Origin of the sequence: Enterobacter sichuanensis (assembly GCF_002939185.1) — a bacterium.
In the GTDB taxonomy this organism is placed as follows: domain Bacteria; phylum Pseudomonadota; class Gammaproteobacteria; order Enterobacterales; family Enterobacteriaceae; genus Enterobacter; species Enterobacter sichuanensis.
Map to the genome: position 1 here is coordinate 17835 of NZ_POVL01000017.1, position 20601 is coordinate 38435.

Genomic DNA, 20601 nt, shown 5'->3' on the forward strand with positions numbered 1-20601 from the left:
GCCATTATCGCCTGTTAAACGGCCTTTTCGTTCAATATTTTCTCAATCTAGCAACGGGATCTGCCTTTTGCAAACTTAATTTAACATTTGACAAACAAATTATTTGCATACAGATTCGATAGGGTGGACATTATATTTGACAGTCCAGAGCAGCGAACGCAAATCCCAAAAACGGTGGTAAATCATGGAAACCAATATCGTAGAAGTTGAGAACTTTGTGCAGCACACGGATGAGAGGCGGGGCAGCGCCTTCACACAGGAAGTGAAGCGCTATTTAGAAAAGTATCCTGACACGCAGTTTATTGATGTCCTCCTGACCGACCTGAACGGCTGTTTTCGCGGCAAACGCATCCCGGTTGCCGGGCTGAGCAAACTTGAAAAAGGCTGCTATTTCCCGGCATCGGTTTTCGCCATGGACATTTTAGGTAACGTAGTGGAAGAGGCGGGCCTGGGGCAGGAGCTCGGCGAGCCGGACTGTATCTGTGTGCCGGTGCCGGGCACCCTGACACCGTCCGCCGCCGACCCGGAATACATTGGTCAGGTGCAGCTCACCATGGTCGATGAAGATGGCGCTCCCTTTGACGTTGAGCCGCGGAACGTACTCAACCGACTCTGGCAGCAGCTGCGCCAGCGCGGTCTGTTCCCCGTGGTAGCGGTAGAGCTGGAGTTCTATTTACTTGACCGTAAACGCGATGCCGACGGCTATCTGCAGCCCCCCTGCGCGCCGGGCACCGACGTGCGTAACACCCAGAGTCAGGTCTACTCGGTTGATAATCTGAACCACTTTGCTGACGTGCTGAATGACATTGACGAACTGGCGCAGCTGCAGTTGATCCCCGCCGACGGGGCAGTGGCTGAGGCCTCCCCGGGCCAGTTTGAGATTAACCTGCACCATACGGAAAACGTGCTCGATGCCTGCGATGATGCGCTGGCGCTAAAACGTCTCGTCAGGCAGATGGCGGAAAAACATAAGATGCACGCCACGTTTATGGCAAAGCCGTATGAAGAGCATGCGGGCAGTGGGATGCATATCCACATCAGCATGCAAAACAACAGAGGCGAGAACGTGTTCGCAGACGCCAGCGGCGAGGATTCCGCGCTGCTGAAACGCGCGCTGGCCGGGATGATCGATCTGATGCCAGCATCCATGGCGCTGTTGGCACCGAACGTCAACTCCTACCGCCGTTTCCAGCCGGGAATGTACGTGCCGACGCAGGCGTCATGGGGACACAATAATCGCACCGTTGCCCTGCGTATCCCCTGCGGCGATCGCCATAACCATCGGGTCGAATACCGGGTGGCGGGAGCAGACGCGAATCCGTATCTGGTGATGGCGGCGATTTTTGCCGGGATTTTACATGGTCTGGATAACGATTTACCCCTGCAGGAAGAAGTTGAAGGTAATGGTCTGGAGCAGGACGGACTGCCGTTCCCGATTCGTCAGAGCGATGCGCTGTGGGAATTTATGCAAAACGATCACCTTCGCGAGCGCCTGGGCGAACGTTTCTGCCACGTCTATCACGCCTGCAAAAATGATGAATTACTGCAGTTTGAACGCCTGATTACCGAAACGGAAATCGAGTGGATGCTGAAAAACGCCTGATGACGTGCCCCGGTAAGGGGCCGCTTTGTTTCATCGCGTACGTATCACCAAACGGCCTGCGCGGAGCCTGGCCGAACTGTTCGCTGGCACGCCAGCTATCTCCCGGGCGTCGCGTTATGGAGCGCAGGCGGCACAGGGATTTTCTTAACGACACTGTGTGACGAGGTAGGAAATGATGCAGATGTTCAACTATCCGCAGGGCGAAGGGGGGCGGTCAGGCTCCTGCTGTGAGTGCGAGCCAGAGACGGTGTGCTGGTCCGATCGCGTGTGTTCTTTACAACTTCCCCCTTTGCTAAGCAGGTTTGCGTTAAGGACAACGCGATTGCAAACCACGGTAAGCATGGGGGGGACGGTTTATGGCGACTAACACGTCTCTTGACTCGCCGGGCATGGCCGGAAGAACCCGGCTGCGCAGCTCCCTCAAGCTCTGGCAGGTGGTCATGATGGGGCTGGCTTACCTCACCCCCATGACCGTGTTTGATACCTTCGGCATTGTGTCCGGTATCAGTAATGGCCACGTGCCCGCCTCGTATCTCCTGGCGCTGGCTGGCGTCATGTTTACCGCCATCAGCTACGGCAAGCTGGTACGACAGTTCCCGGAAGCGGGCTCTGCGTACACCTACACGCAGAAATCGATCGGACCCCACCTGGGTTTTATGGTCGGCTGGTCATCGCTGCTGGACTATCTCTTCCTGCCGATGATCAACGTGCTGCTGGCGAAGATCTACCTTTCCGCGTTGTTCCCTGAAGTCCCGCCGTGGGTCTGGGTGGTGGGGTTTGTGACGATCCTGACGCTGGCGAACCTGAAGAGCGTTAATTTGGTCGCCAACTTTAATACCCTGTTTGTGCTGGTGCAGATCGCCATCATGGTGGTATTTGTCATACTCGTGGTGCATGGCCTGCACAAGGGGGAGGGCGTCGGCACCGTCTGGTCGCTCCAGCCGTTTATCAGCGAAAACGCACACCTGATCCCCATTATTACCGGCGCGACTATCGTCTGCTTCTCTTTCCTCGGCTTTGACGCGGTCACCACGCTGTCGGAAGAGACGCCAAACGCGGCGCGGGTGATCCCCAGAGCCATTTTCCTGACCGCACTGTATGGCGGGCTGATATTCATCATTGCCTCGTTTTTCATGCAGCTCTTTTTCCCGACGATCGCGCGCTTCAAAAACCCGGACGCCGCGCTGCCGGAAATTGCGCTGTACGTGGGCGGCAAGCTCTTCCAGTCGGTGTTTCTGTGTACCACGTTTGTGAATACGCTCGCTTCAGGCCTGGCCTCGCACGCCAGCGTCTCACGCTTGTTGTATGTCATGGGGCGTGACAACGTCTTCCCGGAGCGGGTGTTTGGTTACGTGCATCCGAAATGGCGTACGCCGGCTTTGAACGTCATTATGGTGGGGATCGTGGCGCTGTCGGCCCTGTACTTTGATCTCGTGACCGCGACGGCGCTGATCAACTTTGGCGCGCTGGTGGCGTTTACGTTTGTTAATCTCTCGGTGTACAACCATTTCTGGCGGCGTAAGGGGCTGAACAAAACGTGGAAAGATCGGTTCCACTATCTCCTGTTGCCACTCATTGGTGCCGTAACGGTCGGCGTGCTGTGGATAAACCTCGAAGCGACGTCCCTGACGCTTGGCCTCATCTGGGCGGCTCTGGGGATCCTTTACCTGACGTGGCTAACGCGCCGTTTCCGGAAACCGCCTCCGCAGTTTGAAGCCGGTAAGATAGAGCAGGCCTGGGATTCCTGAACGTAAAACGGCACCAGTACGCTGGTGCCGTTTATCTGGAGCGCTCGTCTTACCGGATATCTTCCCGCAAGCGTGTTACCTCAGACGTTTATGAAGACTTCCCCCCACCAGCAGCGCCGCGCAGAGCATCAGCGCGATAAAGCCGCCCACGCCGTTCCAGCCGTAGTGATGCCAGAACACGCCGCCGAGCGTCCCGGCGATGCTGGAACCCAGATAATAGCTAAACAGATACAGCGACGATGCCTGTCCTTTGGCACGCCGTGCGCGCGGGCCAATCCAGCTGCTGGCAACCGAGTGGGCGGCAAAGAACCCTGCGGAGAAGAGCAGCATGCCGGCAAAAATCAGCCACAGGGAGGAGAAGAGGGTCAGCAGCAGACCGACGAGCATCACCGCCGTGAAGAACAGCATCACCGGACCGCGCCCATAGCGTGCGGTCATCGCCCCGGCTTTCGGCGAACTCCAGGTGCCGGTCAGGTACGCTACGGAAAGCAGACCCACCACCGCCTGGCTCAGATGCCATGGCGAGAGCATCAGGCGGTAGCCAATATAGTTGAACAGCGTGACGAAGGAGCCCATCAGCAGGAAGCCGACCAGAAACAGGCGTGGCAGCCCTTTGTCACGCCAGTGCAGGCGGAAGTTGATAAACAGCGTTTTTGGGCGCAAAGAGGTCGGGCGGAAATGGCGCGATTCCGGCAGAATTTTCCAGAACATCAGGGCTGATGCCAGCGCAAAACACCCGATGACCGCAAGCGCAATACGCCAGCTAAAGAAGTCCGTAAAGACCCCGCTCAGCAGGCGTCCGCTCATTCCGCCAATCGAGTTCCCGCTGATGTAAAGCCCCATAGAGAAGGCAACAAAGCTTGGGTGAATCTCCTCGCTGAGATAGGTCATCCCGACCGCCGCCACGCCGCTGAGCGAGAGCCCAATCAGCGCGCGCATCACCAGAATACCGTGCCAGCTGGTCATCATGGTCGAGAGTAATGTACAGACCGAGGCCAGCATCAGGGCGGTCACCATTACCTGTTTACGGCCGATGGCGTCGGACAGCGGGCCGGTAAAGAGCAGGCCAATCGCCAGCATAGCGGTTGAAATGGAGAGCGATACGCTGCTGCTGGCAGGCGATACGCCAAATTCGTGCGAAAGCACGGGCAGGATCGGCTGAACACAATAGAGCAGGGCGAAGGTTGCCAGACCGGCTGAAAAGAGCGCCAGCGTGACGCGCATAAATTGGGGGGTACCACGTTTAATGAACTGAACCGGCTGCGATGCTGCAGGTAAATCATTGATATCGCTTGCCGGATCGATACCAATCGTAGTTGTACGACTCACACAGTTTCCTTGCTTAAACATCCCCGTGATTTCTGGTGACGGGTATGACCACACCTTCAGGGTAGGAAAATGTGAATATTCTGTCTAATATATTAATAATCTCAAATGATACTTTAAAAATATGAATATCGAACTGCGTCACCTTCGCTATTTTGTCGCTGTCGCTGAAGAGCTGCATTTTGGCCGTGCGGCGGCACGGCTGAATATTTCTCAGCCGCCCTTAAGCCAGCAGATTCAGATCCTGGAGCAGCAGGTCGGAGCGCGTCTTCTGGCCCGCACCAACCGCAGCGTGAGCCTGACGGCGGCGGGGAAACAGTTTCTCGTCGACAGCCGACAGATCCTGAATATGGTTGAGGATGCCGCCGCCCGGGCTGAACGGTTGTATCTCGGTGAAACAGGGGAGCTGCGAATTGGCTTTACCTCATCCGCACCGTTTATCAGCGCCGTCTCGGAGACCTTGTCGTCATTTCGCCGCCATTTCCCCGATGTTCATATTCAGACGCGTGAAATCAATACCCGCGAGCAGATCGCGCCGCTCAATGAAGGTACGCTGGATCTGGGGTTGATGCGCAATACCCAACTGCCGGACACGCTGGCATGGCAGGTGATTCTGCGCGAGCCGCTGATGGCTATGATCCCTCACGATCACCCCCTGGCCTCGCGTCCGACGGTTTCACTGGCCGACCTGGCAAAAGAGCCGTTTGTCTTTTTTGACCCGCAGGTCGGGACGGGGCTGTATGACGATATCCTGGGGCTGATGCGCCGCTACGATCTTGCCCCGGTTATTACTCAGGAAGTGGGGGAGGCAATGACCATTATTGGCCTGGTCGCCGCCGGGCTGGGGGTTTCTATTCTCCCGGCCTCCTTTAAGCGGGTACAGTTGCGCGAAATGCGCTGGGTTCCCCTCGCACAAGAGGATGCCGTGTCAGAGATGTGGCTGGTCTGGTCAAAACATCGTGAACAGAGTCATGCCGCGCAGCGTTTCAAACAGCAGCTCATTAACGCCTCATCGGGGCGAGATTTTGTGGCAAAAGGGGGTAAAAACGTGCGGTAAATCACATGGCTAAGTAAATATTTGACGCCGGCCATGGAAGTGCTTCACCATAGCCAAAAGTTTATTTCGATGCTCGAAAATAAGGGAGTACGAGGTGGTTGCTGATAGTCAGCCAGGGCACATTGATCAGATTAAGCAGACCAACGCTGGCGCGGTGTATCGCCTGATTGATCAGCTTGGTCCGGTTTCGCGTATCGATCTTTCGCGCCTGGCACAACTGGCACCTGCCAGTATCACCAAGATTGTCCGCGAAATGCTGGAAGCGCACCTGGTTCAGGAAACGGAAATTCAGGAGCCGGGCAGCCGTGGCCGTCCGGCAGTCGGGCTGGTGGTCGAGACGGAAGCCTGGCACTACTTGTCACTGCGTATCAGCCGCGGGGAGATCTTCCTTGCCCTGCGGGATCTGAGCAGCAAGCTGGTGGTGGAAGACCGGCTTGAGCTGCCGCTCAACGCTGAGCAACCGCTCCTCGAGTCGATTGTGTCGCATATCGATCGCTTCTTTATCCGTCATCAACAGCGGCTGGAACGCTTAACGGCGATTGCCATCACCATGCCGGGCATCATTGATACCGAAAATGGCATTGTTCACCGCATGCCGTTTTACGACGACGTCAAAGAGATGCCGCTGGGTGAAGTGCTGAAAAACCATACCGGCGTGCCGGTCTATATTCAGCATGACATCAGCGCCTGGACAATGGCGGAGGCGCTGTTTGGTGCCTCGCGCGGTGCGCGGGATGTGATTCAGGTGGTCATCGACCATAACGTCGGGGCGGGCGTGATCACCGACGGGCGTCTTCTCCACGCTGGCAGCAGCAGCCTCGTGGAGATTGGCCATACTCAGGTCGACCCTTACGGTAAGCGTTGCTATTGCGGCAACCACGGCTGTCTGGAGACCATTGCCAGCGTGGAAAGCGTGCTGGAGCTGGCGCAGGTGAGGCTCGGCCAGTCCATGAGCTCTTCGCTGCACGGACAACCCCTGACGGTAGATTCACTCTGCGCCGCGGCGCGCCTGGGCGATCTGCTGGCGAAGGACATCATAACCGGCGTGGGGAATAACGTGGGCCGCATTCTGGCCATCATGGTGAACCTCTTTAACCCGCAAAAAATCCTCATTGGCTCGCCGCTCAGCCAGGCGGCGGAGATCCTGTTTCCGGCGATCTCGGCCTGCATTCACCAGCAGTCGCTTCCCGCGTACAGCAAAAATATTGCGGTAGAAAGCACCCAGTTTTCCAACCAGGGGACGATGGCCGGCGCAGCGCTGGTCAAGGACGCCATGTATAACGGCTCGCTGTTGATCCGCCTGCTGCAGGGCTAACTCTTTTCCGCAGATGTAAGAAAAATTGCGCTATCTCAAGCCGGGTAGCGCACGCATCCCGTAGACTTCCTCCACTGAATTATTTACCTGGTTTATATTTTCGAAGCATACCCAAGAGGTGGAGTGAGTCATGCTTAAGCGTTTCTTTGTTACTGGTACAGATACCTCTGTCGGCAAGACCGTCGTATCCCGCGCATTGCTGCAGGCGCTGGCAGCAAGCGGTAAACGCGTGGCAGGGTACAAGCCGGTCGCAAAAGGGAGTAAAGAGACGCCAGAGGGATTGCGTAATAAAGACGCCCTGGTACTGCAAAGCGTCTCGTCACTGGAACTGCCTTATCACGCGGTCAATCCTGTTGCGTTAAGCGAAGAGGAGAGCAGCGTGGCGCACAGCGGTATGATCAATTATCCGCTGCTGTCCGACGGGCTGGCGAACCTCAGCGAGAAGGTCGATCACGTGGTGGTTGAAGGCACGGGCGGCTGGCGCAGCCTGATGAATGACCTGCGTCCGCTCTCTGAATGGGTGGTGCAGGAACAGCTTCCGGTGGTTATGGTCGTGGGTATCCAGGAAGGGTGCATCAACCATGCGCTGCTGACCGCGCAGGCGATTGCCAATGACGGCCTGCCGCTGATTGGCTGGGTGGCAAACCGAATCAACCCGGGCCTGGCGCACTACGCTGAAATCATCGACGTGCTGAGCACCAAGCTGCCGGGGCCGTTGGTGGGGGAACTGCCTTATCTGCCCCGCGCCGAACAGCGCGAGCTAGCGCAATACATCGATCTCCCGGCCCTCGGTGGCGTGTTGACCGTAGACCGAGTCGTGGCGTAACGTTCGCGACAGCACGGACGCCAGCACGCAGGCGACCAGCAAGCCGGGCAGTAAAAAATATTGTCCGGTCATTTCACAGACCATCAGCGCCGACATAATAGGCGCATGGGTGGTGGCGGCGAGCAGCGTTGCCATCCCCGCCAGCCCTAGCAAAATCGCCGTCTCAGACCCCGGTAACCACAGCGCGAAGAGTTGGGCGAATAGCATGCCTGTCGCCATGCCGACAAACAGCGTGGGCGTAAATACTCCGCCCGGCGCTCCAGAGCCGCTGCTGGCCAGCACCGCCAGCAATTTACAGATAAACACCCCGGCAATCACCGTCAGGACCGGCGGGGCGAGCAGAAAAGCCTGAACCACGCTGTAACCATTCCCCCAGACCTTAGGCGTGAGCAGGGACAGCAGCCCGACGATCAAACCGCCGAGCGCCAGCTGCCACGGCGGAGAAAGTTTAAGACGCAGGAACAGCCCGTGGCTGCAGTCCATCAGCCACATCAGCAGCGGTCCGCAGAGCCCTGCCAGCAGACCCATGGCGACCAGCAGGCCATAATCCGCCGCGGTGAGCATACCGCTCAGATGCACGGCGTAGAGCGTACCCGCACCCGGTGCGAGGAGCTGTGTGGTGAGAAGCGCCACGACCGCGGCGATCGCTACAGGGCCGAGCGAGGCCAGCATCAGGGTGCCAAACAGGATCTCTGCAATGAACAGGCTGCCGGCTAAGGGCGCATGATAAGCGCTGGCCATCCCGGCGGCGGCACCGCAGGCGATCCATAACTTCCATTCGGATTTGGGCGTAAAGCGCCGGGCAAAGAAGGAGGCGGCGAGAGCGGCGAGCAGGATCATCGCCCCTTCACGCCCGATGGCGCTGCCGCTGGCCACGACCAGCAGCGACGCCAGGGATTTCACAAGGCTGGCGCCGTAATCAAACTGGCCGTCGCCCGTCTCCAGCGCTTCCATATAATCGGTGGGCGCATGAGGCCGCTGGGCTGTCAGCCGTTGCCATCCCCAGAGCAGCAGCCCGGCAGCCAGCCCGCCCAGCGCGGGCGTCAGCGCACGCCGCCAGGGAGAGAGCGACGCGGCAGCATTCACCAGGCTGCCGCTGTCGTTGCTGAGAAGCAGCCACTCCAGCAGGTACATGCTGTGACGGAACACCGCAACGGCCAGCGCGGCCAGCACGCCGGTGACGGAGGCAATCAGCAGTCGACGAAACATCGCGCGGATGTCGGGATACGTATGAAGACGTTGCATGAGTCGTAATTAAACGGGGACGATACGATATTGTGGCGGGAAATCGCGGGGTTAGCAAAAGGTCTGCGTGCGAAAAAGCCGGGCAAAGCCCGGCCGGAAAGGTTAGTTGTCGCTGTGAATATTCAGCGCCCGACGCGTACGGCCGGAACTCAGGTACTCAGCAATATAGTCCTGGGAAATCTCGCCGTTGTAGCGCCCGTCCTCATCCACAATCGGCATCCAGCTGGTATTACTCTCATACAGACGTGACAGCACCACGCGCAGGTTATCTTCCGCTTTGCCGGTCATGCGGAACGGATGCAGAATATCGGCGCAGGTACCGCTGGCGTTACGCGCTTCGCGACGCTTCACGAAGCCCAGCGGTTTGCCGTGCTCGTCGACCACCGTCACGGCACGAATATCATTATCATCCATGGTGGCAAAGGCTTCCGGAAGCGGCGTAGCGCCGCGTACCGTAATGGTCGGCTGCTGGTCGGTCACGTCACCCGCGGAGACCAGCAGCAGGCGTTTCAGGGTGCGGTCCTGGCCGACGAACGAGCCGACAAACTCATTCGCCGGTTTCGCCAGCAGTTCATCCGGGCTGGCGCACTGGACGATTTTCCCCTGCCGGAATACCGCGATACGGTCGCCAAGCTTCAGGGCCTCATCGATATCGTGGCTGACCAGCATGACGGTTTTTTTCAGCTTGCGCTGCATCTCCAGGAACTGGTTCTGGATCACCTCGCGGTTGATCGGGTCCACCGCGCCGAAAGGTTCATCCATCAGCAGTACCGGAGGATCTGCCGCCAGGGCGCGAATGACGCCAATGCGCTGCTGTTGCCCGCCGGACATCTCGCGCGGATAACGGTGGAGAAACTTATGCGGATCCATCGCCACCATATCCATCAGCGCTTCGGCGCGTGCTTTACAGCGCGCTTTGTCCCAGCCCAGCATGCGCGGTACGACGGTGATGTTCTCTTCAATGGTCATGTTCGGAAACAGGCCAATCTGCTGGATCACGTAGCCAATGTTGCGGCGCAGGGTCACGGTGTCCATGCCGCTGGTATCTTCGCCGTTAATCAGTATCGTCCCGCTGCTGGGAGTGATGAGACGGTTAATCATTTTCAGGGTGGTGGTTTTCCCGCAGCCGGACGGGCCGAGCAGGACGCACATTTCCCCTTCGGGCACGTTCAGGTTGACGTTGTCGACGGCCCTGAAGGTTTGGCCGTGCTTCTGTGAAAAGTGTTTGGTGAGGTTTTCCAGTTTTATCATTATCGAATCCCCTTTGGAGTCAGAACCACCTGCAGACGGTGCAGCAGCCAGTCGAGCACAATCGCTAAAAGACAAATCATCAGCGCGCCCGCAATCAACATGCGAATATCGCTTCCGCCGATACCGTTGAGCAGCAGCAGGCCGAGACCGCCCGCGCCGATCACCGCGGCAATTGCCATCACGCCGATGTTCATCACCACGGCGGTGCGGATCCCGCCGAAAATCACCGGCAGTGCCATCGGAATTTCAACCCAGCGCAGGCGCTGCCAGAAGGTCATGCCGATACCACGCCCGGCTTCGCGCAGGCCCGGCGGCAGGCTGTCGAGCGCGGTGTGGGTGTTACGCACAATCGGCAGCAGCGAATAGAGAAACACCGCCGTGATGGCGGGCAGGGCGCCAATTCCCTGACCGATCAGCGAAAACAGCGGGATCATCAGGCCAAACAGGGCAATAGACGGGATGGTCAGCACGATAGTGGCGAGTCCCAGCACCGGCGTCGCCAGCCACTTGTGACGCACAATCAAAATGCCCAGCGGGACGCCGATGAGAATGGCTAAGCCCACGGCCAGCGCCACCAGCCACAGATGCTGCAGCGTCAGGGTCAGCAGGTAGTCCCGGTTGTCGAGAATGTAGTGAATCGTCTCCATAGCGCCTCCTACAGCAACTGTTTGCTACGCAGGAAATCTCGGGCGACCTGCTGCGGTGACTGATGGTCGATATCCACCTTCTTGTTCAGTTCGGTGATAACGTCGTTATTGAGCTGGGCGGAGAGGGTGTTGAGCGACTCTTCCAGGCCCGGGTTGGCCTCCAGCGTCTCCTTACGCACCACCGGGGTGACCGCATAGCTCGGGAAGAAGCCTTTATCATCTTCCAGCACTTTCAGGTCAAATCCCTTCACACGTCCGTCGGTGGTGTAGACCAGTCCCGCATCAACAAAACCGTCGCGCACCGCGTTATAGACCAGACCGGGATCCATCTGGCGGATCTGCGGGCGGTCCAGGGTCATGTGATAGGCCGCCTGCAGCGGCTTCATGCCGTCGCTGCGTCCGGCAAATTCCAGGTCTAAACCCAGCAGCCAGTTTTTATCCGGGTTGGTTTTACGGATCTGTTCAATTTTCGCCACCATCTCTGACATGGTGTTGATATGTTCCGCCTCGGCGCGCTTGCGCTGCATGGCGAAGGCATAGGTGTTGTTCATGTCGGCGGGCTTGAGCCATACCAGACCGTGTTTCGCGTCCAGGCGTTTCACCGTCTCGTAAGACGCCTGCGGCGACATGCGCTTGTTGATGTGGTTAAAGATGATTAATGACGTGCCGGTATACTCCCACGTCATATCAATCTGTTTGTTGATCATCGCGTTACGGGAAATCACCGTGGCGATATTGGTTTGCGGCTGCACCTGAAAGCCTTTCTTTTGCAGGTACTGCACGGTCATCGCCGAGAGAATATGCTGCTCGGTAAAGCTCTTGGTCGCCAGAATCAGCGGGGCCGCCATCGCCTGGCCGGTAAACAACGCCGCGGCACACAGCGCCGCCAGGCAGGAAATCAGTCTCATAAAAGCTCCTTGTTATTGTTATCGGGGGAGATGGGGACTCATCACGCGACCCAGCGCCGCCAGCAGGCTATCGAGGATCAGGGCGAACAGAGCGGTGGCCGCCGCGCCGAGGATCAGGGTCGGGAAATCGTTCAGATAGATGCCGGGGAAAATCAGCTCGCCGTAGCTGCTGGCGCCAATCAGGAACGCCAGCGGCGCGGTACCGACGTTAATGGCGGTGGCGATGCGGATCCCCGAGAGCATGACCGGCCAGGCGTTTGGCAGTTCAACCTGACGCAGACGCTGCCATCGGGTCATCCCAATCCCGTTTGCGGCTTCCAGTAACGACGCCGGGACCGCGCACAGCCCGGCGTAGGTATTGCGCACAATCGGCAACAGCGAGGCGAGGAACAGGGCGATAATGGCGGGCGTATCGCCGATACCAATCACCACCATCGCCAGCGCCAGCACGGCCAGCGGCGGCAGCGTATTGCCGACGTTGAAGATTTGCATCACGTATTCGGCGATCCCCCGCGCCGCCGGGCGGCTCAGCAGGATCCCGGCCGGAATACCCACCAGCAGGGCAAAAAACATCGACGAGAAAACCAGAATCATGTGCTGTTGCCCGAGATAGAGCAGGTCTACCTGGCGCGCCCGGATTGTCTCCAGCCCAATACCCCAGACGAGGAGGGCGAGGACCACCAGAATGGCGCCGACAAACAGCAGCGAACGTTTGAGTAATGGGTGCATTGCGGTGTGTCTCCCTGTGCGCATGCGTTATAGCAACCACCGGTTGCCTGTTGTTATGCCATGTTTCGGCAGGGGTAATTGACCTATAGCAAGCGTTTGGGAAGGGTTCCAGCGAAGGGGGAAAATCAGTAACCCTATGAAACTAGTGGCAACCTCAGATCAGGCCTTATGGCATAAGGCCTGATTGTGAGGCGGGCAGAATAGTCCTAAAGAAGAGCTTGAAGTGTGACGTTGTCACGTATTGCGGGGCGCTCGCAATGCAGAGAGGCAAAAAATTACGCCGTTTTCGCCGCTTTACGTTGCCACTCCCGCCAGATTTCTTCCAGCCCTTGCCGGTAGGTGGTGACGGCAAATTCAGGGAATCGGCGTTTGAATTTCGTCGAATCAAACTGGTTGTCGTCGTCGTACCTGGGCAACAGCTCCCGTATTTCACGGGCGCCCTGCGAAAACAGCGCCGTCGCGGCGAAGGCCAGCTTGCCGAGTATGGCGTAGTCTGCTGGCTGTCCGAAGATCTTACAGGCGAGAGCGACGAATTGCTGGTACGTCAGCCTTTCGTCGCAGCAGGGTAAATGCCACGTCTGGCCGAAGGCGTCAGGGGTATTGCCCAGCAGGGCAAGCGCTCGGCTGGCATCCGGCGTCCAGATGAGGGTGCGAAGCGTGTCGTCACGGACCGGAACGCGCGGACGCTTATGCTGCTTCAGCCTGTCGATAATAAGCGTATTGGTGAAGCTCTGCGTTTTATCGGGCCCATAGAACTCAGGCGCGCGACCGATGAGCACGGGAATGTCACCCCGTTTCATTTCATCAAGCACACGGTTGGCCATTTCTGCCCGGACTTGTCCTTTCCGTCCCCGGGGGGCAAAGCGCGTCTCTTCTGTCTGCGGCACCGCGTTCTGGGGGTACATATAGGTGTTGTCGAAATAGACGAATTTTGCACCCGCCTGCCGCGTGGCCTCCAGGGCATTTTCCAGCATGGCTGGAAACTGACGTTCCCACAGCGCGGAATCAGGCGGCAGACCGGCAGTAAAGTAGACTATGTCGCTACCGTTAACCGCGTTCTGCGTCTGCCCGGCATCAAGGAGATTGGCCGAAACGGTGACATCGCTGTCGTTGATTTTTTGCGGATGGCGGCTGACCAGCCTGATATCGTCGGTGTAGCCGCGTTTGAGCTCGCGGGTCAGTTCACGGGCGATTTGCCCGCTGGCGCCCAGAATAGTTTGCATTTTAGCTCCCTGATGAGATGACGATCCGGTTGACCGTATAAAAAGTTTAAGCTTAAAGTAAACTTTAAGGTCAATATGCCAGAGTGAACGAAATGAAAATTGGCGAACTGTCGAAAATGACGGGCATTGCCCCGTCGCGCATTCGGTTCTATGAGGCTCAAGGTTTACTGCCGCGCCCGGTCAGGCAGGAGAACGGATACCGCGCCTATTCCACCGATACGGCAACGCTGCTGAACATCATCGACAATGCGCAGCGTACCGGGTTTACCCTCGAGCAAATACGCCGCTTCCTGCCGCAGCCGCAACAGCGCTGGGATCATGAGGGCCTGATCCAGTCCCTTAAGACGCGTATTGCTGAGATAGAGGCGATGCAGAAGCAGCTTGAGGAAAACCGTAAAGAGCTGCTGACGCTGGTTGCCAGTCTCAGCAACCGGCCGGAGGGCATCACCTGTGACGACAACATGCAGCGTCTGCTGGGGCAGCTGCAGCACTCAGACGGAAGCACGAACCCGTCGAACGCGCGTTGAGACAGTGATAATTGAGACGGTGGCGACCACGGCGAGCATCACCCCGAGTATCAACATGGCGTTGAAGCCAATCCATCTGAACAACATAAGCCCCACGATACCGCCGGAAATAAACGAGAAAAGGGTGGTTAAGTGGGTTTTCAACTGACTTTTTTGCGCCGCCGTATCTTTGGAGTAATCCCTGCGGAGCATCGCCACCATGACAGAGGCCAGGGCGATCCCCGCGTCCGTCAGCGTGCCGGTAATATGCGTTGATCTCACCCGACCGCCGGAAAGCTGCGTGGAGGTGGAATTATGAATGCCCATCAAAAAGCAGAGAAAAAGAATAATCACGCGGTTGCTGGTGAGGGCATGAAAATACATTTCGTAGAAGGAAACGCCGGTCAGTAATATCCCCTCGGCAAACAGGATCTGGCAAAAAACCAGCCTGACATTATGGATAATGCCCCATATCACGATCGTTCGCGCAATAATGGCGCCGGCCACAAAAGAGAGAATAATCGAGCCGAAGAAAATAATGTCGCTCAGGTCGGTGGAAGAGACTTCGCTGGATAATTGCGAGGTGTTGCCGGTCATGTGTGAGGGGAAAAAGCCAAATGCCCCAAGGGCGATGGCGTTCAGCAAACCTGCAGAGGTCGCCAGCCAGAGAGCAAGCCGGCGATCCTCCTGGTGCGTTCGTTCTTTCTTGAGTTTAATCAGCAAGAATACCTCCGGGTTGAGCTTTGCCTGACTATTCAGGCTAGCAAAGCGGTGCAACGGGCTGTCCAGGATATGGCTTAATTATTATTCCCTCTGACAACAATCAGGGTTTCGTAATTAAATAAAACAGCCTCGCTGCGGATATTCATTCTGACAGTATGATTTATACCATGCCGTTATTGCCGTGGCGCAAAAACGCCGGGCGCTGGTTGAGACGTTCAAACCAGGCCTCAATAGCGGGCACGTCTGGCTTATCAAAGGGCGTCATTTTCCAGCGATTCACCGACAGCCCAAGCACCACATCCGCAAGGGTAAACGTCTCGCCCGCCGCAAAGGCACCGGTGCGCTGCAGCTGGTTTTCCAGAATGGTGATGCAGTGGTTCCACTCCTGAATCCCCGCCGCAATGCGCTCCGGGTCGTTAAAGTCCGGGTTTTTACGCCCCAGCGCCGGGAAGACATAGCGCCAGGCGTTATTGAATTCGGTTGCCTGCCAGTCCATCCAGCGCTCAACGTTGGCACAGGCCTGCGGTTCTGCGGGCAGCAGATCGTGACGTCCGGCCTTGCGCGCCAGATAACGGCAGATGGAATTGGACTCCCACAACACGAAATCGCCATCAATCAGCACCGGCACCATGGCGTTGGGGTTCAGGGCGCGAAAGGCATCCGTTTCCGTTGAGGCAAAACCGCTGCCGTAATCTTCCTGTTGATACTCGAGGCCTGCTTCTTCGCAGGTCCAGAGCACTTTACGCACGTTGATGGAGGTGGTTTTGCCGAGGATGTTGATCATTGCGCAGGTGTCCTTTAATGGATGTTATTGTTTAAAAATAATACACCTGCGAGGCAGAAAAGCGTCAAAAATCCTCCGGTGCGTTATTTGTGAAGACGCGAAAGCAGAAACGTCAGCGCAGCCGCACAGAGGAGCACAATGCCACCCAGTGCAAACGTGCTCTGCCAGCTGTAGCGATCGAACGCTATACCGCCCGCCGTTGAACCGAGCGCAATGGCGAGCTGGATCACCGCGACCATCAGACCACCGCCGGCTTCGGCATCCTCCGGCAGCGTTCGCGCAATCCACGTCCACCATCCCGTTGGCGCCGCCGTTGCCAGCATCCCCCACAGGCCTGACAGCAGGGCGACGATCCACACGTTATGGCCCGTCAGAATCAACGCGACTGCGATGGCGGCCATCAGCAAAGGGATCGCGATCAGCGTCACGTAAAACGCGGCATTAAGCACCACGGCAACGAACAGGGTCCCCACAAAACCCGCGACGCCGATGGTGAGCAAAATCAGCGACAGCCCGGTTCCACTGACCTGGGTGACGGTTTCAAGGAACGGGCGCAAATAGGTAAACAGCGCAAACTGACCCATAAAGAACAGGCCGCAGGCCATTAGACCGACGGAAACCGCAGGCTGGCGGAATAGCCGAAAAACGCTTCCCTGTGACGCACCGTTTTTACGCCCCTGCATGTCCGGCAGGCTAAAACACTGCCAGATGAACGCCGCTATCGCCACCGGCACCAGGCAAAGAAATGCGCCGCGCCAGCCAATGGTAGCTCCAAGGTAGCTGCCAAGCGGGGCGGCCACCACCGTTGCCAGCGCGTTACCGCCGTTGAAAATGGCCAGCGCGCGTGCAACCTGGTGCGGGGGAACAAGGCGAATGGCCGTTGCGGCAGACATGGACCAGAACCCGCCGACGGCAATACCGATCAGGGCGCGGCCGAGCATATACGTCAGATAGTTCGGGGCGAAACCAATAACCAACCCCGAAAGTGCCATCAGCAGGGTCATGCCCAGCAGAAGGTATTTACGATTCATATTCCCGGCGAGCTGGGAAAGGAAAAGGCTGGTCAGAACCGCCAGCGCGCCGGAGATGGCAATTCCCTGGCCGGCAAGCCCCTCTGTGACATTCAGCGATCTGGCGAGAGGGGTAAGCAGGCTGACGGGCATAAACTCAGATGCAATCAGAACAAATACACAGAGGGTCATGGCAAAAACGCCGCTCCAGCGCGCATGTTCAGCGTGTTGTGGTGGGGTATGGCTCAGTGAGGGCATAGTCTATTTTCGCGAAGAGCCACCCGCGCAGAACGGGTGGCGTAGGGGTTTATTTCAGGCTGGCTTTGAAGAACTGCGCATACCGGGCGAACGGGATCTTCCCGGCAGCATTGTCGTAAAGATCGACATGGTTTGCGCCCGGAACAATCACCAGTTCCTTCTGCTTGCTGCCGACTGCTTTAAACGCATCTTCTGCAAAGTAGCGAGAGTGCGCCTTTTCACCGGTCACGATAAGCGTCGGGATAGCGATCTCGTCGGCATAGCTCAGCAGCGGCATATTCATAAACGACAGCGGCATTGTCGCGGTCCATGCGCCGGTGGAGTTGACGGAACGGGCATGGAAGCCGCGCGGCATCCGGTAGTAATCAAAGAACTCCTTGAGTACCGGATTTGGGTTGGCGGGTAATGCGTCCGGCAGAATACGTTCCGCAGCGGTCACCTTGCCGTTGGCATCGACATAGATGTCATGGCCGCCGTGCGCGAATGTGCCGCGCTCGGCATCTTTCCAGCGCTGCTCGTTCAGATACTGCAGGACGGCACGGCGATCGGACGTTGAATAACGATCTTTGCCGTCGCCCACCCCGTGACCCATCGCCCGGCTCATGTCGTACATCACGCTGGTGGCGACCGCTTTCACGCGGGTGTCCATGGAGGCCGCATTCAGCGCCATGCCGCCCCAGCCGCAGATGCCGAGAATACCAATGCGATTACGATCAACCTCTTTCTGTAACCCCAGGAAATCAACCGCCGCGCTAAAGTCTTCGGTGTTGATATCAGGAGACGCGACGTTGCGTGGCTGGCCGCCGCTTTCGCCTGTGTAAGACGGATCGAATGCCAGGGTGACAAACCCTTGTTCCGCCAGGGTCTGGGCGTACAGGCCGCTGGATTGTTCCTTGACCGCGCCAAACGGCCCGCTCACGGCAATGGCCGCCAGCTTGCGGTCGCCGCGGTTTTTAGGCAGATACAGATCGCCCACCAGCGTGATTCCGTAACGGTTCTGAAAAGTCACCTTACGGTGGTCGACTTTATCACTCTCGGCGAAGGTTTTGTCCCAGGTGGTCACCATGGAAACAGGGGCGTTTGGATTGGTTGTCTCCGCATAACTCATTGTTGTCACTCCACTTAATGATGCACATAGCAGCATCGCAACGGACAGTTTTTGGGTGAATGTTTTCATGAACAGGTGCCCTGTGTTGTTGTGATGCAGGCATTATAGTTAGCAAAAATAGTGCTGATTAGGGCCCGAAAACTGCTAGGATTAATACCAGATTGTTATAAATGGCGAGTCACGATGGCAAAGCGGGAAAACTACAATGAGCTGTACCTGTTTATGCAGGTGGTAAGGGAGGGGAGCTTCACGGCGGCCGCACAGCGGCTCGGCCTGGCGCAGTCCGGGATCAGCCGCTCGGTTCGCGAGCTGGAAGAGCGGCTGGGCGTTCAGCTTCTGGTCCGTACCACGCGCAAGCTGTCGCTGACCCACGCCGGGGAGCAGCTCTATCAGACCGCCGAGTCTGCGTTTGATGCGCTTGATACGGGTCTGGCGACGCTGGCGCACTACCGCCAGACGCCGTCCGGTACGGTACGCATTAATGCCAGCCAGCACGCCATCGACAAATGCCTGTTGCCAAAGCTCGCTATTTTTAAACAGCGTTACCCGGATATCCGGCTGGAGCTGATAAACGAAAGTCGCTTCGTTGACATCATCGCTGAGCGGTTTGATGCGGGCGTCAGGCTGGGGCCAGAGGTAGGGCAGGGAATGATCGCCGTGCGCATTACCCCTGATATGGAAATGGCCGTAGTGGCTACCCCGGAACACTTTCGCCGCTACGGTTTTCCCCAGACGCCTGCGGATTTAGTGGTTCATCCCTGCATTGCCTACCAGTTTGCCGACGGGCGTGACTACCAGTGGGAGCTGGTTCAGGACGGGAAGAGAATCACCCATCGGCCAGAGGGGCAATGGGCGCTGTCTGACAGCTACATGGAAGCCGAAGCCGCCCGGCTGGGGCTTGGGCTGGCCTATGTTCCGCTGGAGCTGGTGGCTGACGATCTGGAGCGCGGAACGCTTATCCGGGTGTTGCAGCGCTACAGCCTGCGCATGGACGGGCTGTATCTTTATTATCCCCATCGCAACGTGTCGCCTGCGCTGAGAGCGGTGATTGATACCCTTAAAATTTAGGGCAGCGTTGTCTTTCTGGAAGACGCCTCGCAAACCGCAAAGTAACCGTGTGAAATTCAGGGTTATGTCTTTTCTACAATCGTTCGGGGTCGTAAAGTGCCTGCGTTGCGGCATATCCACAATCGGGGGTAGGAACCCGCATCTACCATATAGTGACATTTCGTATGTCGCGGCAGCACCGATCCCGTTACAATTGCGGTGGCGCTGGCGGAGCAGCCGTAAGGCTGGCCGTTTTTCTATATGGGCGGTATTCCTACCTCTGTCAGCGCTACCCCCCGAGCGTAGGAACTCAAGGGGTGGTAACATGGATTACATATAGAAGGATGCTGGATATGACTACTATCCCAACCCTGACCTATCTCCCGTCTGACGAAAACGTCATTCTGCAACTTATCTCCCGGCCGCTTCCGGCTGATGCCGATCTGTTTGACGTCGCCGACAACTGCGCCGCGCTGGTGAGCGTACTGGTCGAAACCGATGATGTCGGGAGCCGTACTGCACTTTGCGAGCGTCTCCTTCAGGCTCTGCGCAGGCTGCGTGAACTCTGCGATGTCGATCTTCCACCATACCTGATTGAACAGCTGATCATCGGTGAGAAACTGAATTCCTGCGTGCCCGATTGCTGGCAGGACACCTTAACGCAGGTGGACTATGTTCTGGCGCTGACGCAAGCGGTGAAGGGGGAAACGCTGCCCGCTCACGTAACAAAAGAACTGACGGGCCTGCTGCACGATATGGTGTGGCTGCTGGCTGAGTTTGTGAAGGAGCCGCGCATTACTGCGCATTAAGGGGCTGGCGTGGAGAGGGGGTAGCGCCCCTTTGTAACCGTGATTAGCGTGATCAGTTCCCGGTATCCAGAAGCGACGTACCGTAGGAGTTGTCGATAGTACAACGCCAGCGACCGTCGCTCTCCAGTCGAAAAACATAGGTCGCGCGGCGGGATATTTCTGTTATCCCGCCCTGAGCATCAGGAAAGCGCAGAACGGTTTCCATGATAACGAGGGCGTTATCCCCACCTTCGATCACCTGCATCTCCCCTTGTTCGACCGCTAACTGGCCCTGAAAATAATCAGAGATGGCAATAAATGCGCTGCGGATGTTCTCTTTGCCTTTAACAGTCATGCCGGGCTTGACCACCAGAGCCGCGTCTTCGGCGTAGTACTCCATCAACGCGTCATAGTTTTTGGTGGTGATGGCGTGGTCACAGGATTCGATGATCTGGCGTAGCGGATGTCGGGTCATACGCAATTCCTCGGGGAAGGGGGA

Annotated in this window: 21 protein-coding genes; 9 read left to right on the forward strand and 12 right to left on the reverse strand. The window is 57.5% G+C overall.

What is annotated here, in order from left to right; all coding sequences use genetic code 11:
* Window positions 1–184: 184 nt before the first annotated feature.
* The 3 genes from C5687_RS09800 (at window position 185) to C5687_RS09810 (ending at window position 3351) form a co-directional block, all read left to right on the forward strand.
* Window positions 185–1603 (forward strand): glutamine synthetase family protein, encoded by a 1419-nt coding sequence (locus C5687_RS09800; protein ID WP_013096832.1) that lies wholly within the window; start codon window positions 185–187, stop codon window positions 1601–1603.
* Window positions 1604–1784: 181 nt separating this feature from the next.
* Window positions 1785–1970, forward strand: a complete 186-nt coding sequence (locus tag C5687_RS25350) for a YmjE family protein (protein WP_420796104.1) — start codon at window positions 1785–1787, stop codon at window positions 1968–1970.
* Window positions 1960–3351 carry an APC family permease gene (locus C5687_RS09810; protein WP_104556840.1) on the forward strand — a complete coding sequence of 464 codons (1392 nt, stop codon included), beginning with the start codon at window positions 1960–1962 and terminating at the stop codon, window positions 3349–3351. The genes C5687_RS25350 and C5687_RS09810 overlap by 11 nt, the downstream gene beginning before the upstream one ends.
* A 75-nt stretch (window positions 3352–3426) precedes the next feature.
* Here the strand turns inward: C5687_RS09810 and C5687_RS09815 are convergent, their stop codons facing one another.
* The gene (locus C5687_RS09815) at window positions 3427–4680 is read right to left on the reverse strand and encodes an MFS transporter (protein WP_047958437.1); all 1254 of its coding nucleotides are present in this window, start codon (window positions 4678–4680) and stop codon (window positions 3427–3429) included.
* A gap of 121 nt (window positions 4681–4801) precedes the next feature.
* On the opposite strand from C5687_RS09815, the gene C5687_RS09820 reads away from it, so the two are divergent.
* The 3 genes from C5687_RS09820 to bioD all read left to right on the forward strand — a co-directional run bounded on the left by C5687_RS09820 (window position 4802) and on the right by bioD (window position 7875).
* A complete protein-coding gene (locus C5687_RS09820) occupies window positions 4802–5734 on the forward strand; it encodes a LysR family transcriptional regulator (RefSeq protein WP_104556841.1) in 933 nt (310 codons plus the stop codon).
* 94 nt (window positions 5735–5828) lie between these two features.
* On the forward strand, window positions 5829–7049 hold the full coding sequence (mlc, locus tag C5687_RS09825; RefSeq protein WP_104556842.1) for a sugar metabolism global transcriptional regulator Mlc: 1221 nt from the start codon (window positions 5829–5831) through the stop codon (window positions 7047–7049).
* Between the two features lie 130 nt (window positions 7050–7179).
* The gene (bioD, locus tag C5687_RS09830; RefSeq protein ID WP_094917579.1) at window positions 7180–7875 is read left to right on the forward strand and encodes a dethiobiotin synthase; all 696 of its coding nucleotides are present in this window, start codon (window positions 7180–7182) and stop codon (window positions 7873–7875) included.
* Here the strand turns inward: bioD and clcB are convergent.
* The 6 genes from clcB to C5687_RS09860 all read right to left on the reverse strand — a co-directional run bounded on the left by clcB (window position 7810) and on the right by C5687_RS09860 (window position 13878).
* Entirely contained in the window at window positions 7810–9120 is a 1311-nt protein-coding gene (gene clcB, locus C5687_RS09835) for a voltage-gated ClC-type chloride channel ClcB (protein ID WP_095440770.1), read from the reverse strand. The two genes, bioD and clcB, sit on opposite strands and share 66 nt — an antisense overlap.
* 102 nt (window positions 9121–9222) lie before the next feature.
* Window positions 9223–10371: an osmoprotectant ABC transporter ATP-binding protein OsmV gene (gene osmV / locus C5687_RS09840; RefSeq protein WP_104556843.1), complete on the reverse strand. Its 1149-nt coding sequence runs from the start codon at window positions 10369–10371 to the stop codon at window positions 9223–9225.
* Window positions 10371–11018, reverse strand: a complete 648-nt coding sequence (osmW, locus tag C5687_RS09845) for an osmoprotectant ABC transporter permease OsmW (protein ID WP_045284879.1) — start codon at window positions 11016–11018, stop codon at window positions 10371–10373. Before osmW ends, osmV begins: the two co-directional genes overlap by 1 nt.
* An 8-nt stretch (window positions 11019–11026) precedes the next feature.
* Complete coding sequence (gene osmX / locus C5687_RS09850) at window positions 11027–11926, reverse strand: osmoprotectant ABC transporter substrate-binding protein OsmX (protein WP_104556844.1); 900 nt, start codon at window positions 11924–11926, stop codon at window positions 11027–11029.
* A gap of 18 nt (window positions 11927–11944) precedes the next feature.
* Window positions 11945–12655: an osmoprotectant ABC transporter permease OsmY gene (osmY, locus tag C5687_RS09855; protein WP_059385289.1), complete on the reverse strand. Its 711-nt coding sequence runs from the start codon at window positions 12653–12655 to the stop codon at window positions 11945–11947.
* A gap of 275 nt (window positions 12656–12930) precedes the next feature.
* Window positions 12931–13878, reverse strand: coding sequence for an NAD-dependent epimerase/dehydratase family protein (locus tag C5687_RS09860; protein ID WP_104556845.1), 948 nt, complete (start codon window positions 13876–13878; stop codon window positions 12931–12933).
* 92 nt (window positions 13879–13970) lie between these two features.
* On the opposite strand from C5687_RS09860, the gene C5687_RS09865 reads away from it, so the two are divergent.
* The gene (locus C5687_RS09865) at window positions 13971–14405 is read left to right on the forward strand and encodes a MerR family DNA-binding transcriptional regulator (protein ID WP_104556846.1); all 435 of its coding nucleotides are present in this window, start codon (window positions 13971–13973) and stop codon (window positions 14403–14405) included.
* Here the strand turns inward: C5687_RS09865 and C5687_RS09870 are convergent.
* The 4 genes from C5687_RS09870 to C5687_RS09885 all read right to left on the reverse strand — a co-directional run bounded on the left by C5687_RS09870 (window position 14370) and on the right by C5687_RS09885 (window position 18336).
* Complete coding sequence (locus C5687_RS09870) at window positions 14370–15107, reverse strand: YoaK family protein (RefSeq protein ID WP_104556847.1); 738 nt, start codon at window positions 15105–15107, stop codon at window positions 14370–14372. The two genes, C5687_RS09865 and C5687_RS09870, sit on opposite strands and share 36 nt — an antisense overlap.
* Window positions 15108–15267: 160 nt before the next feature.
* The gene (locus tag C5687_RS09875; protein WP_095440764.1) at window positions 15268–15891 is read right to left on the reverse strand and encodes a glutathione S-transferase family protein; all 624 of its coding nucleotides are present in this window, start codon (window positions 15889–15891) and stop codon (window positions 15268–15270) included.
* 83 nt (window positions 15892–15974) lie between these two features.
* Window positions 15975–17159 carry an MFS transporter gene (locus tag C5687_RS09880; protein ID WP_104556848.1) on the reverse strand — a complete coding sequence of 395 codons (1185 nt, stop codon included), beginning with the start codon at window positions 17157–17159 and terminating at the stop codon, window positions 15975–15977.
* A gap of 49 nt (window positions 17160–17208) precedes the next feature.
* Window positions 17209–18336, reverse strand: coding sequence for an alpha/beta hydrolase (locus C5687_RS09885; protein ID WP_104556849.1), 1128 nt, complete (start codon window positions 18334–18336; stop codon window positions 17209–17211).
* A gap of 114 nt (window positions 18337–18450) precedes the next feature.
* On the opposite strand from C5687_RS09885, the gene C5687_RS09890 reads away from it, so the two are divergent.
* Window positions 18451–19335 carry a LysR family transcriptional regulator gene (locus tag C5687_RS09890; RefSeq protein ID WP_104556850.1) on the forward strand — a complete coding sequence of 295 codons (885 nt, stop codon included), beginning with the start codon at window positions 18451–18453 and terminating at the stop codon, window positions 19333–19335.
* 332 nt (window positions 19336–19667) lie between these two features.
* The gene (locus C5687_RS09895; RefSeq protein ID WP_063618767.1) at window positions 19668–20123 is read left to right on the forward strand and encodes a hypothetical protein; all 456 of its coding nucleotides are present in this window, start codon (window positions 19668–19670) and stop codon (window positions 20121–20123) included.
* A gap of 52 nt (window positions 20124–20175) precedes the next feature.
* Here C5687_RS09895 and C5687_RS09900 read toward each other — a convergent pair whose 3' ends face one another.
* Window positions 20176–20577, reverse strand: coding sequence for a YybH family protein (locus tag C5687_RS09900; RefSeq protein ID WP_104556851.1), 402 nt, complete (start codon window positions 20575–20577; stop codon window positions 20176–20178).
* Window positions 20578–20601: the final 24 nt, after the last annotated feature.

Bases quoted from the DNA above. Each gene is read 5' to 3' on its own strand.
- osmY (WP_059385289.1), bottom strand. From the start codon at position 12,655: ATGCACCCATTACTCAAACGTTCGCTGCTGTTTGTCGGCGCCATTCTG.
- osmX (WP_104556844.1), bottom strand. From the start codon at position 11,926: ATGAGACTGATTTCCTGCCTGGCGGCGCTGTGTGCCGCGGCGTTGTTT.
- clcB (WP_095440770.1), bottom strand. From the start codon at position 9,120: ATGCAACGTCTTCATACGTATCCCGACATCCGCGCGATGTTTCGTCGA.
- C5687_RS09885 (WP_104556849.1), bottom strand. From the start codon at position 18,336: ATGAAAACATTCACCCAAAAACTGTCCGTTGCGATGCTGCTATGTGCA.
- C5687_RS09800 (WP_013096832.1), top strand. From the start codon at position 185: ATGGAAACCAATATCGTAGAAGTTGAGAACTTTGTGCAGCACACGGAT.
- bioD (WP_094917579.1), top strand. From the start codon at position 7,180: ATGCTTAAGCGTTTCTTTGTTACTGGTACAGATACCTCTGTCGGCAAG.
- osmV (WP_104556843.1), bottom strand. From the start codon at position 10,371: ATGATAAAACTGGAAAACCTCACCAAACACTTTTCACAGAAGCACGGC.
- C5687_RS09865 (WP_104556846.1), top strand. From the start codon at position 13,971: ATGAAAATTGGCGAACTGTCGAAAATGACGGGCATTGCCCCGTCGCGC.
- C5687_RS09860 (WP_104556845.1), bottom strand. From the start codon at position 13,878: ATGCAAACTATTCTGGGCGCCAGCGGGCAAATCGCCCGTGAACTGACC.
- C5687_RS09895 (WP_063618767.1), top strand. From the start codon at position 19,668: ATGACTACTATCCCAACCCTGACCTATCTCCCGTCTGACGAAAACGTC.
- C5687_RS09810 (WP_104556840.1), top strand. From the start codon at position 1,960: ATGGCGACTAACACGTCTCTTGACTCGCCGGGCATGGCCGGAAGAACC.
- C5687_RS09820 (WP_104556841.1), top strand. From the start codon at position 4,802: ATGAATATCGAACTGCGTCACCTTCGCTATTTTGTCGCTGTCGCTGAA.
- C5687_RS25350 (WP_420796104.1), top strand. From the start codon at position 1,785: ATGTTCAACTATCCGCAGGGCGAAGGGGGGCGGTCAGGCTCCTGCTGT.
- C5687_RS09900 (WP_104556851.1), bottom strand. From the start codon at position 20,577: ATGACCCGACATCCGCTACGCCAGATCATCGAATCCTGTGACCACGCC.
- C5687_RS09875 (WP_095440764.1), bottom strand. From the start codon at position 15,891: ATGATCAACATCCTCGGCAAAACCACCTCCATCAACGTGCGTAAAGTG.
- C5687_RS09880 (WP_104556848.1), bottom strand. From the start codon at position 17,159: ATGCCCTCACTGAGCCATACCCCACCACAACACGCTGAACATGCGCGC.
- C5687_RS09890 (WP_104556850.1), top strand. From the start codon at position 18,451: ATGGCAAAGCGGGAAAACTACAATGAGCTGTACCTGTTTATGCAGGTG.
- osmW (WP_045284879.1), bottom strand. From the start codon at position 11,018: ATGGAGACGATTCACTACATTCTCGACAACCGGGACTACCTGCTGACC.